Origin of the sequence: Proteiniclasticum sp. (assembly GCF_032054185.1) — a bacterium.
In the GTDB taxonomy this organism is placed as follows: Bacteria; Bacillota; Clostridia; order Clostridiales; family Clostridiaceae; genus Proteiniclasticum.
Genome location: NZ_DAMBTF010000042.1, coordinates 1 through 12,277 on the forward strand (window position 1 = coordinate 1; position 12,277 = coordinate 12,277).

Here is a 12,277-nt window from a genome sequence, read left to right on the forward strand (position 1 = left end):
ATATCATACGGGGTTCTATTCTCTTTTATTTTTCCTACAATAATTTTACACTAGCAGTGATATGGTAAAATGAATTAGAAAACAGCAGATAATATACACTATAGACGCAATTTCTGTTAACTGCAGGGGGAATATGCTATGAAATCCGTAATCGAATCAGAAATTCTGGAAGAAGGAATCCAGCTCCTCGATACATTCACCATCACCTATCCTTATGGAATGTATAAGGAATCTTATTATTCCACTACTTATGATGAACTATCAAAATGGCTTCGAAGAACCATATCACACCTCAAAAAGATCACAGACGATAGCACGAATGACAGCCTCATCTGTTATCTTAATTCCTTCAGAGGAAAACTTGGAAATATTGACAGAGACGAATTCAGACAGATACTACACCAGCTTCAGGACAGATTCTGAAGACATTAAAAAGCAGGAACAGATTGATGTTCCTGCTTTTTAAATGAATTCTAGTTTTTTTCTGTGCTGATGTCCTTATTCAGACCCTTCATGGTCAGACTGATCCGTTTTCTCTTCAGATCTACTGATAGGACCTTAACATCTACCACATCCCCGGATCTGACAAAGGTCAGCGGATTGCTGATATATCTGTTTGAAAGTTCACTCTTATGGACCAGACCGTCCTGATGCACACCGATATCGATGAATGCACCAAAATCTGAAACATTTCTGACCACGCCGGAAAGAATCATTCCTTCAGTCAGATCTTTCAGATCGATGACGCCTTTTCTGAAGACAGGCTTCGGCAGATCTTCACGAGGATCTCGTCCCGGTTTCTGAAGTTCTCTTATAATATCTCTGACTGTTGGCTCACCAAGTCCGGTCAGACTGCAAAGAGCATCAATCCCGAAATTCTTCGCTCTTTCATCAATGTCCTGAAGCTCCTGTACATTGAGCTTCTTCTTCTCATAACCCAGTTCTTTGAGAATCTGATAGGCTTCGGCATAGGATTCAGGATGCACTCCAGTAGCATCCAGTATATCTTTTCCTTCATGTATTCTGAGAAATCCTGCGCACTGTTCAAATGCCTTATCACCCAGTCTTTTGACTTTCTTCAGCTCTTTTCTGGAAGTGAATTTACCAGCTTCATCACGATAGCTCACAATATTTTCTGCAATGGTTTTGTTGATTCCTGCCACATAGGAAAGCAGCGCTGGAGTTGCCATATTAAGGTCTACCCCGACCTTATTTACGGTATCTTCTACAACACCGGAAAGTGATGCATCAAGCTTTTTCTTTGTGATATCATGCTGGTACTGTCCTACACCAATTGATTTCGGATCGATCTTCACCAGTTCTGCCAGTGGATCCTGTAAGCGCCTGGCTATGGAGATGGCCCCTCTGATTGTGACATCAAGATCCGGATATTCTTCGTTGGCAAGTTTGGAAGCGCTATATACGGAGGCTCCTGCTTCGTTGGTGATGACATAGGAAACATCTATGTTTTCCTCTTTCAGTTCTTCAATCAGTTCCATGAGTACCAGTTCCGATTCTCTTGATGCTGTCCCGTTTCCTAATGAGATTACCTGTACATTGTACTTTTTAATGAGTTCGCGAAGAATTCTTTTACTGCCTTTGATGTCCTGCCTTGGTACCGTAGGATATATGGTTGCATTGTCCAGATATTTCCCGGTTTCATCAAGAACTGCAACTTTGCAGCCTGTTCTGAAGCCCGGATCATATCCCATGACGCTGTAACCTTTGACCGGCGGCTGAAGAAGTAGTGATTTAAGGTTTTCCTTGAACACATCGATGGAAGAGTTCTCAGCCCTTTCAGTGAGTGTGTTTCTCAGTTCACGCTCAAGAGAAGGAATGATCAGTCTCTTCAGTGCATCGGAAGCAGCTGTATCTATAAGCGCGTCGCATTCCTCGGTTCCTGTTCTGTATCGCTCTTTTAACGCACGGTGTGCACGAGTTTCATCCACACTGACATTCACTTTAAGTATTCCATCTTTTTCACCGCGATTGATGGCAAGGACTCTGTGGCTTGGCATTCTAATCGCCGGTTCCGTACGATCATAATACATTTCATATGGTGTATTTTCCTTGTCGCCCTGGGTTCTGATTTCAGCGGTTTTCACGACGACATTTCTGAGCATGCCTTTCAGATCCGCGTCTTCGGACATATTCTCAGACAGAATATCCATGGCCAGTTTAATTGCTTCATCAGCATTCATCACTTCATCGGTGATAAACTCACCTGCTTTTTCCCGGATGTTCTTTTCTCCTGCAAGAACAGCCTCAGCTAAGGGAAGAAGTCCCTTCTCTCTTGCAATGGTCCCTCTAGTTCTTTTCTTTGGCCTGAAAGGAAGGTAGATATCATCAAGCCTTGTTACTGTTTCAGATTTATCGATATCTCTTGAGAGTTCATCAGTCAGATTCCCCTGCTCGGTAAGCAGTCTAAGAATGTCCGACTTCTTCTGTTCGAGTCCTCTTAAGTATTCCAGCCTCTCCTGAAGATCACGAATGACATGATCTTCCAGCGAACCTGTAGCTTCTTTACGGTATCGCGCAATAAACGGTACTGTAGCGCCTTCATCTAGAAGCTTGACCGTCCCCTCTACCTGGTTCATTGAAATACTGAGTTCTCTTGAAATTCTATCTAATATATTCATCTTATCTCCTAATCCGCCTTCAGGCTGCCGTTGCTCATTTGTTTCAGATATTCACTGATGAAGAGATCGATATCTCCATCCATGACGCTGTCCACATTCCCATCTTCTGCAAGAGTTCTGTGATCCTTGACAAGATTATACGGATTGAAGACATAGCTTCTGATCTGACTTCCCCAGCCCACGTCTTTCATTTCCCCTGTGATATCTTCAATCTTTTCTTTGTTCAGTCTTTCTTTCAGTTCGACCAGTTTTGCTTTAAGGACTTTCATAGCGGTTTCTCTGTTCTGAATCTGGCTTCGTTCATTCTGGCACGTGACGACGATTCCTGTAGGAAGATGTGTGATTCTTACCGCGGAATCTGTCGTATTGACATGCTGTCCGCCGGCCCCTGTACTTCTGTAAGTATCGATACGAAGCTCATCATCCTTGATGACCACTTCACTGTCATCTTTCAGAAGCGGAACAGCCTCAACGGAAGCAAAACTTGTCTGCCTTTTGCCGCTGGAGTTGAAGGGTGAAATTCTGACGAGTCTATGGATTCCTTTTTCCGCTTTAAGGTAACCGTAGGCATAGGGTCCCGAAATTTTTAATGAAGCATCACGGATACCCGCCTCGTCTCCTTCAATGATATCCATAACCTCCACATGATAGCCCTTCTTCTCCGCCCATCTGGTATACATCCTAAGAAGCATTGCTGTCCAGTCCTGTGCATCTGTTCCACCCACACCGCTCTTTAATGTCAGGATGGTATCACTGTTGTCATATTTTCCTGAAAGCAGCACACGAAGGTGCATGGCTTCAACACCTTTTCTGAGGTCCCTGACTTCAGATAGAATTTCCTGTGCCATGCTTTCGTCTTCTTCCGAAAGTTCAATCATGGTCAGCGCATCTTCAACACGCGCATTCAGTCCATGATATTCCTTTATAGTAGACTCGATATTTTTCTCTTCCTGGGTAATGCTTCTCGCATTTTCCAGATCATTCCAGAAACTGGGCTCCTGCATCTTAAAAATCAGTTCTTCTCTTCTCCTGGATAAAGATTCGATGTCAAAGTGACACCCGGATTTCATCCAGTGATTCTTTAAAGCCTTTCAGTTCATTGACCGCTTCCTGCATTTTAGGCAACATGATTATCACTCCTTGTCTCTGATTTTCTGTATTCATCTCATTTCAAAATAGACCTGGTTGCCCAAGTCTATTTGTGTTTTCTTATTTCTCTAATCCGTGACAGTTTTTATACTTCTTTCCACTTCCGCAAGGACATGGTGAATTTCTGCCTACACGAGTTTCCTTCGTTACGGGCTTTTTCTTCAGCGTATTGTCCTGATTGGTCGAGGTCTCTTTGGCAACTTCTTCACGTTCGATTTTCTCTTCTTTTCTAACGGTAATATGAAGAATGTACTTGATGGTGTCATCATTGATGGATCTGATCATCTCATCAAACATCTCTGAACCTTCAAACTGATAAGCCTGTACCGGATCCTGCTGCTTGTAGGCTCTCAGTCCGATTCCTCTCTTCAGGTGGTCCATATTATTGATGTGCTCCATCCATTTGGTATCGACTACCTTAAGCAGGATGACACGTTCGATTTCTCTGATCTGCTCGCCGATTTCCTTTTCCTTTTCTTCATGGATATCGACTCCGATGTTATACAGCATGTCTTCGACATCCTGATTGCTCATCTTGAGAAGTTCTTCTTCATTCAGTGTATTGTGCGGAACAAAAAGATCTTCCATATAGGTGATGAGATTCTTCATCCCCTCTTCTCTTTCCGATCCGTTTGAAAGATGAAGCTGAACAGCTGTAGAAACCACGTTCTGCAGCATGGCACGGATATTTTCCTTCAGATCCTTACCTTCAAGAACCATCTGTCTCTGTCCGTAGATGACTTCTCTTTGCATATTCATGACATCATCATAACCAAGCAGAGTCTTTCTGGTGTCAAAGTTGTTTCCTTCCACTTTCTTCTGTGCATTCTCGATGGATTTTGTGACCATTTTGGATTCGATGGCATCGTCTCCCAGTCCCATATTATCGATCATACCGAAGAGTTTCTCAGAACCGAAGATTCTCATGAGATCATCTTCAAGGGAAAGATAGAATCTTGATTCTCCGGGATCTCCCTGTCTACCTGAACGTCCTCTAAGCTGATTGTCGATACGTCTTGATTCATGTCTTTCTGTACCGATTATTTTCAGCCCGCCGAGTTCTGTAACATGTTCGCCAAGCTTGATGTCGGTACCTCTACCGGCCATGTTGGTTGCTATGGTGATGGATCCGGGCTCACCGGCACCGGAAACAATCTCCGCTTCCTTCTCATGATACTTTGCATTAAGCACTTCATGAGGAATACCGTTCTTCTTAAGAAGTGTTGAGAGGTATTCAGACTTTTCGATGGAAGTTGTACCTACAAGAACCGGCTGTCTTCTTGAATAGGCTTCCTTGATTTCCTCAACGACAGCCTTGTATTTCGCCTGTACATTTCTGTAGATGAGATCAGGCTGGTCATTTCTTGTTATCGGCATATTGGTTGGAATGACGATAACATCGAGCCCATAGGTATGTCTGAACTCCGCTTCTTCTGTCAAAGCAGTACCGGTCATACCGGAGAGTTTCTTGTACATTCTGAAATAGTTCTGGTAAGTGATGGTCGCAAGGGTTTTGGATTCTCTTTCGACTTTTACGCCTTCCTTGGCTTCAATTGCCTGGTGAAGTCCGTCGGAATATCTTCTACCTTCCATGAGACGTCCTGTGAACTCGTCTACGATGATGACCTCTCCGTCCTTGACCATATAATCCTTGTCCACTTTAAACAGGTAATTCGCCTTCAGAGCCTGAGTGACATGATGCTGAAGTTCCATGTTTTTCGGCTCTGCATAGTTTTCCAGATGGAATACTGTTTCAGCTTCTTTAACACCTTCTTCTGTAAGAACAACGGATTTAGCCTTTTCATCTACAGTGAAATGTTCTTCCTTTTTCAGTTTTTTGACGAAGAAATCAGCCACTTTGTAGAACTCCGTGGACTTATCGCCCTGTCCGGAAATGATCAGCGGTGTTCTAGCTTCATCTATGAGGATCGAGTCGACTTCATCCACGATGGCGAAGTTCAGTTCTCTCTGCACTCTTCTTTCGGCATAGACAACCATGTTGTCTCTCAGATAGTCAAATCCGAATTCGTTGTTTGTTCCATAGGTGATGTCGCTGTTATAGGCTTCTTTTCTCTGTTCATTGCTCAGTCCATGTATGATGACACCACAGGTAAGACCTAGAAATTCAAAAATCTGTCCCATCCAGTCTCTGTCTCTTGATGCCAGATAGTCATTGACAGTGACGACATGGACACCCTTGCCGCCAAGTGCATTAAGATAGGAAGGCAGTGTAGCTACAAGGGTTTTACCTTCACCGGTCTTCATTTCTGCGATTCTTCCCTGATGGAGAATGATACCGCCGATGATCTGTACTCGGAAGTGCTTCATTTTCAGCACTCTCCAGGAAGCTTCTCTTACCGTAGCAAACGCTTCAGGCAGAAGATCATCAAGAGTTTCACCCTTTTCAAGTCTTTCCTTGAATTCAGCAGTTTTTGCGCGAAGCTCTTCATCTGTCAGGTTCTGATATTGCGCATCTAGGGCTTCCACCTTGTCAGCAAGGGGTTCTACTCTTTTTACTTCCCGCTCACTATAGGTTCCAAAAACCTTATCAAATAATCCCATTTTTTCAACTCCAAATTATTATTTAAATTCTAAATATCCTTATATACCAGCATTTTCCCTTCTTATTCAATGAAGGTATAATGGCACAGATAATATTATAGCACTTATCCACAACATATATCAATATTTAGACTTCTCTACATTGGCTGATACTTAACATTCAATTGTCATTTTAGCCTTGTTTCATTAACTGAAGGTTAAATGCAAGGAGTGTTTTTTCCGAATTTAAATGGAGCATCTTTCGATGCTCCATTTTGATATGTTTTTATTCCTCTTCTCTTTCAAGGAGACCATAATTTCCGTCTTTTCTTTTATAAACTACACTCGTTTCTCCATCGGTGTCTTCAAATACATAAAAACTATGTCCGAGAAGTTCCATCTGGAGTACAGCTTCTTCCTTTGACATTGGTTTCATTGAAATTTTCTTTGTTCTCACGATTTTAGGTGAGTCATCATCGGCTTCTTCATCTCTTACAAATGCTGTGTCATTGAATCTGACAGATGAGTCACCAGCTTTTCTCTCAATTTTGGTTTTATATTTTCTGATTTGTCTTTCCAGTTTATCCTGTACAAGATCAATGGACTTATACATATCATCACTGGATTCTTCTGCTCTTAATAAAACACTTCCGAAAGGAATCGTCACTTCGAATATCTGATCCATTTTCGTCACACTTAATGTGGCTCGGGCTTCCACCGGTTGATTGAAGTACTTGTCAAGTCTGTTCAGTTTGTTCTCGACTGCCTCCTTTAAACCGTCTGTAAGTGTAATGTTTCTTGCGTAAATGTAAGTCTTCATATGGTTTGCCCCCTTGTTGTATTTATTATTAATGATACTTATATTTTAAAGTATAAATGGCATTAATACAAGCTTTATTCAGCTATTGACGAAATTTTCAATTAATTGTCAGGTGCACTAATCTAAAGGATGTTTACAGATTCCAGCTCATTCATGTATTTGTCTGAACCATCAATCTTATCCAGGAGACTGAAGATATAGGCACTTTCTCCACCGCTTAGATGCTTCTTTTTTGTGAGCACATCTATAGATTCCGGTGTGGACATGGTCTTTTCAAACCACATAATGAGGATGCCCTCATCGTTGTACAGCACTTTGGAGCGGTTGCGGAAAAGTCTGTTCATCCCTACTCCTCTCCATTCAAGGATGTTCGTTCCTTCCTTAGGCACCTCATATCCACGCTTCATTTTCATCTTTCCATTTTTCCGAAATTCCACCTGTTCCTTGAGCACCAGTTCCTCACCTCTATAGATCAGTTCATAGTTAAATGAAATGGTATCGGTATTTCCTCTTTTCCAAAGTGGACATCCAGAGTACTGCAAAAACCATCTTCCTTCCATTTTTTTCAGCTCTCGATCATTCATAAGCAGGACTCCCTTCTTCTCTTTTTTATATTGTACTTGAAAATAGATGACTAGTTTTAACCAATTGTTTAAGTTTATATTAATACTATGAAGTATTTTTGAAATCAAACTGATATTTGATATAATGAGACTACTTTGTCAAACAATTGATATATTGGAGCTGATAATATGGATAATTCAAATTTAAGACTGATTCTGCTTATGCTGCTGTTTATTTTCGGCGGTGCGCTCTACAGTGTGATCATCGCTTTCTTCACGAAAAGCAAGATACTGCGATTTCTACCCTCCATTGCTGGAGTCTTTATTATTCCTTATCTGATCTACCGTATGTATTACGGTAACCTGGAAGGATTTATGCCTCTCGCCTATCTCATCTTCATCTTCATGATCACTGCCGTCATTCTCGGTAATGTGCTGGCGGGCGTGATCATCTCATATCGTAACAGGTCTAAGAAAAGGTAAAAAAACAAGTCAGGCAGAAAGTTGATTCTTTCTGCCTGACTTCATTTCAGCTGTTTTTCCAGCTGAGGGTAATCACTACATTCCCTCGGGCACCTTCCTTAAGATCGGCAGTATACCCAAGTTCCTTTAATTTTGAGATCAGAGGTTTTCTCATATCATCATTCAGTTCATCTGATTCAAAAAAGAAAACTTCCTTTTCTTTTCCAAGATACGAAGTGCGTCCTACTCTCTTTTTGATTTTCTGCAGCACTTCTTCAATTTTCGCCGTATCATCCGAAAATTCACGAACAAAAATCTCAAGTCTGATATCAGACAAGTCATCAGGAAGATCTGGCAGAAGTCTTTTCAGTTTGTCTCCATCTATTACGTCTCTGTACATTGTCATCACCCTTCACCAAAAATTCACTCAGACCTGCCTAAATACCGATATCAGCCTAATTCATTCAGAATGGCAACACTTGCAGATAAACCAAGTCTCGTGGCTCCATTTTCAATCATGGTCATCGCATCCTCTAGTGTCCTGATGCCACCTGACGCTTTGACACCCATTTCAGGTCCCACAGTTTTTCTCATGAGGGCAATATCTTCCTTGGTTGCACCAGCCTTAGAGAAACCGGTAGAGGTCTTGACAAAGTCAGCTCCTGCATCTTTTGCCAGCTCGCATGCTTTTACCTTTTCTTCATCGGTAAGCAGACAGGTTTCGATAATGACTTTGGTCAGTACGCCGCCAGCTGCTAGAACAACTGCACGGATGTCTTCCAGTACATAGTCATAATCCTTATCTTTAAGTTTTCCGATATTGATGACCATATCCACTTCTTCTGCACCAAGAAATACAGCTTCTTTGGTTTCATAGCTCTTTGCCTCTGTTGTCATCTGTCCTAATGGGAACCCTACAACTGTACAGATTTTGGTGTCTGTACCATCTAACAGTTCCTTTGCTTTTTCGATATTGCTTGGATTGATGCATACACTGAAGAAACCATGTTCCTTAGCCTCTTCACAAAGTCTGATAAGTTCTGCCTCTGTACCGTCAGGCTTAAGCAATGTATGATCGATATGCTTGGCTAAACTGATTTTATCCATATCAAATTACCTCCTCATCTATTTACACTCCATTTTATCATAGATTATTGTACAATGTGAACCACAGGGATCAAGGAATTTCAGCCTGAATCAATCCTACACATAAAGCGGGAAAACCGTCAGGATGTGGGGCTGAATAAAACCCTTGATTTCTCAGGGAATTTCTAATATACTTTTTTCGGGATTATGCTATAATATAGTGTAGCAATCAAGCATAAAGGAGTTTATATAATGGGGTTTAAGGATAAATTACAAAAGTACTATGCGGATAATTATATGAAGAAATATGGAGACAGAATCACTCAGGCTTACGGTACTGTGCTGTCAATCAAGGTGGAAGAGAAAAAATATCTGTGGCTTTTCAATGTGCTTACAGCAACAATCATTTTGAAGCCTGAAGGATCAAAGACTGTGGTCAGAAGTATCTATAAAGCGAAGAGATGGTTCAAGAAGCCTGATTTCATTGCCGTAAACCAGGGTAATGTCATTCTTGTCCAGGCACTCAAGGGCAAGAAGGGTTCCGAATCAAGTGAAGTGCTTGAAGTGAAGAACATCAGAAATGTCACAACAAGGAAAGATCTGTTCAAGATCGATGCACCAATGCCCAAAAGACAAGTTCAGTATAAAAGAAAATAGTCATAGAAGTCTGCTACATCAAGTTGCAGGCTTCTTTCCTATCTAGTATTATAATGAGATTAAATGTTCATCCTGTTTAATAACTTCTTTTATGGGATGACTAGGAGGTAAAAATGAAGGACACTGTCTATATCACCGGCCATAGAAATCCGGATTCCGATTCTATCTGTGCAGCTCTGGCTTATGCCGAATATAAAAATAAAACAGGCAATGAAAAGTATATCCCAGTACGATTGGGTGAAATCAACAGAGAGACCTATTTCATTCTGGCTTATTTTGGTGTGGACGCACCTCAATATATCGAAAATGTCAGACTCCAGGTCAGCGATCTGAATATCGACAAGATTGCTCCGATCGCTTCGGACATCACGCTTAAAATGGCCTGGAACATCATGAGAATGAATAACATCAAGAGCCTTCCCGTAGTAGATGAAAACGAAACACTAAGCGGTGTGGTATCTGTTTCAAATGTCACAGAAAGCTATATGGATGTATGGGACAATATGATACTTGGAAAATCCAAGGTCACTGTGAACAATCTCCTGGATACACTGACAGGTCAGATGGTTCATCTGGATAAAGACAGAAAGCATTTTTACGGAAAGATCTATGCCCTTTCTGCCTCGCCTGATGAAGTCAGCAAAATCATAGAGGAAGGCGATATCGTCATCACCGGAAACAGACGTGAAGCTCTTGAAGGTGCAATTGAAAGAAAGGTATCCCTCATCATTATTACAGGTTCTGGAGAAATCGATGAAGATCTGCTTGCAAAGGCTGAAGAAAACAGAATAACAATCATTTCAACGCCTTATGATACCTATACCTCCTCAAGGCTCATCTCTCAGGCTGTACCTGTGAGTTATGTCATGACAAAGGATAACATCATCTACTTCTCTTCCGATGATTATATCGGTGACATAAGAAACACCATGGCTGAAACCAGATTCAGAAGCTATCCGGTTGTAAATGAGGAAAGTAAAGTCATTGGAACCATCTCCAGATTCCATCTTATTTCCGAAAAGAAGAAGAAAGTGATTCTTGTGGATCATAATGAAAAAGGTCAGTCGGTTGAAGGTCTGAACGAAGCGGAAATCCTTGAAATCATCGATCACCACAGAGTAGCGGATGTTGCAACCACAACACCGATCTTCTTCAGAAACGAACCTGTAGGAAGCACCTCGACCATAGTGGCCAATATTTTCTTTGAAAACGGGATCAGACCCTCAAAGAAAACAGCAGGACTGCTGGCTGCTGCGATCATATCCGATACGCTCCTCTTCAAGTCTCCAACATCTACAAATGTAGATAGGCTGGTTCTTGAAAGACTCGCAAAGATCGCAGATATCGACGTAGAGGATTTCGCGCTTGAAATGTTCAAGTATGGCACTTCCCTTGCGGGCAAAACACCTGAGGAAATCCTCAAGCAGGACTTCAAGGTTTTCACCTACGACAACAGCAAGATCGGTGTTTCGCAGGTATACACCATGGATGCAGAATCACTGGATGATCTTAAAGACACCATAATCGCCTCCATGGAACAGATGACTAAAGATGAAGGATTCAGTCTTCAGCTTCTCATCGTTACCGATATCTACAAGGAAGGTTCCGAACTGATTGTCGTCGGAAAGCAGAAAGATGTGATCAATAAGGCCTTCGGTGTTCAGATGAAGGGAAATTCAGTATATATTCCTGGAATTCTATCCCGTAAGAAGCAGGTCATCCCACCTATCTCGTCTGTAATCAACCGTTAGTTTCACGAAAGATTTTAAAATTAATTTTGATATCTGAGATTTTGTGATAGAATAAATTGATTAACTTATATGGAGGAATAAAATGACAAATACAATAAATGAAAACCACAATGAAGAAGTAGTCTCAAGCTGCTGCTGTGGAGGAAATGAGAATAAGGATTCCGAGTGCTGCGGAGGAAACGATAACGCAGGGTCCTGCTGTTCAGATGATACAGAAGGATGCGGATGCGGATCCGATCACGACCACCACGGACATGACCATGACCATGATCATGCACACATGGTGACATTCGAAAATGAAGATGGTACTACAGAAGAATATCCTATAGTGGATGAATTCGAAGTAGAAGGTCAGGTATACATTCTTGTGATGAACGGGGATGAGACAGTTACCCCACTAAGAGTTGAGGGTGAAGATGGAGAACTGGTCTTCCTTGCAGAAGATGAATTCCAGAAGGTATCCGAGGCATATGCAGCTCTTGCAGATTCCGAAGAACTACAGTAAGAGGAATTAATAAGAATTGTCAGAAACCTTGGGATTTATTCTCAAGGTTTTTTTAAGTATGACGGGCATGCCGTCTGACTGTGGTGAAAGTCCACAAGGGGCGT

The 12,277-nt window shown here is 41.7% G+C and carries 12 protein-coding genes; 5 read left to right on the plus strand and 7 right to left on the minus strand.

Annotated features, from left to right (window positions below; translation table 11 throughout):
* Window positions 1-138: 138 nt before the first annotated feature.
* Entirely contained in the window at window positions 139-423 is a 285-nt protein-coding gene (locus tag RTX25_RS14060) for a hypothetical protein (RefSeq protein ID WP_312654541.1), read from the plus strand.
* Window positions 424-473: 50 nt separating this feature from the next.
* Here RTX25_RS14060 and RTX25_RS14065 read toward each other — a convergent pair whose 3' ends face one another.
* From RTX25_RS14065 to RTX25_RS14085, 5 genes are all read right to left on the minus strand, one after another.
* Window positions 474-2,639: a Tex family protein gene (locus RTX25_RS14065; RefSeq protein ID WP_312654542.1), complete on the minus strand. Its 2,166-nt coding sequence runs from the start codon at window positions 2,637-2,639 to the stop codon at window positions 474-476.
* An 8-nt stretch (window positions 2,640-2,647) separates the two neighbouring features.
* Window positions 2,648-3,767, minus strand: a protein-coding gene (gene prfB / locus RTX25_RS14070; RefSeq protein WP_312654543.1) for a peptide chain release factor 2 whose coding sequence is annotated in 2 segments (ribosomal slippage) — window positions 2,648-3,688 and window positions 3,690-3,767 — 1,119 coding nt in all. Because the reading frame shifts where the segments join, the coding sequence is not laid out codon by codon here.
* 81 nt (window positions 3,768-3,848) lie between these two features.
* On the minus strand, window positions 3,849-6,350 hold the full coding sequence (gene secA / locus RTX25_RS14075; RefSeq protein ID WP_312654544.1) for a preprotein translocase subunit SecA: 2,502 nt from the start codon (window positions 6,348-6,350) through the stop codon (window positions 3,849-3,851).
* Between the two features lie 265 nt (window positions 6,351-6,615).
* Window positions 6,616-7,149 carry a ribosome hibernation-promoting factor, HPF/YfiA family gene (hpf, locus tag RTX25_RS14080; protein WP_312654545.1) on the minus strand — a complete coding sequence of 178 codons (534 nt, stop codon included), beginning with the start codon at window positions 7,147-7,149 and terminating at the stop codon, window positions 6,616-6,618.
* Between the two features lie 122 nt (window positions 7,150-7,271).
* Window positions 7,272-7,733, minus strand: coding sequence for a hypothetical protein (locus tag RTX25_RS14085; protein WP_312654546.1), 462 nt, complete (start codon window positions 7,731-7,733; stop codon window positions 7,272-7,274).
* Window positions 7,734-7,901: 168 nt separating this feature from the next.
* On the opposite strand from RTX25_RS14085, the gene RTX25_RS14090 reads away from it, so the two are divergent.
* Window positions 7,902-8,195 (plus strand): hypothetical protein, encoded by a 294-nt coding sequence (locus RTX25_RS14090; protein ID WP_312654547.1) that lies wholly within the window; start codon window positions 7,902-7,904, stop codon window positions 8,193-8,195.
* 46 nt (window positions 8,196-8,241) lie between these two features.
* Here RTX25_RS14090 and RTX25_RS14095 read toward each other — a convergent pair whose 3' ends face one another.
* Both RTX25_RS14095 and deoC read right to left on the minus strand, forming a co-directional pair.
* A complete protein-coding gene (locus RTX25_RS14095; protein ID WP_312654548.1) occupies window positions 8,242-8,580 on the minus strand; it encodes a hypothetical protein in 339 nt (112 codons plus the stop codon).
* 44 nt (window positions 8,581-8,624) lie between these two features.
* Window positions 8,625-9,281 (minus strand): deoxyribose-phosphate aldolase, encoded by a 657-nt coding sequence (gene deoC / locus RTX25_RS14100; RefSeq protein WP_312654549.1) that lies wholly within the window; start codon window positions 9,279-9,281, stop codon window positions 8,625-8,627.
* Between the two features lie 231 nt (window positions 9,282-9,512).
* Here deoC and RTX25_RS14105 point away from each other — a divergent pair, with 231 nt between their 5' ends.
* The 3 genes from RTX25_RS14105 to RTX25_RS14115 all read left to right on the plus strand — a co-directional run bounded on the left by RTX25_RS14105 (window position 9,513) and on the right by RTX25_RS14115 (window position 12,173).
* Window positions 9,513-9,917, plus strand: a complete 405-nt coding sequence (locus tag RTX25_RS14105; protein WP_312654550.1) for a hypothetical protein — start codon at window positions 9,513-9,515, stop codon at window positions 9,915-9,917.
* Between the two features lie 113 nt (window positions 9,918-10,030).
* Window positions 10,031-11,668, plus strand: a complete 1,638-nt coding sequence (locus RTX25_RS14110; RefSeq protein WP_312654551.1) for a putative manganese-dependent inorganic diphosphatase — start codon at window positions 10,031-10,033, stop codon at window positions 11,666-11,668.
* Window positions 11,669-11,750: 82 nt separating this feature from the next.
* Window positions 11,751-12,173, plus strand: coding sequence for a DUF1292 domain-containing protein (locus RTX25_RS14115; RefSeq protein WP_312654552.1), 423 nt, complete (start codon window positions 11,751-11,753; stop codon window positions 12,171-12,173).
* Window positions 12,174-12,277: the final 104 nt, after the last annotated feature.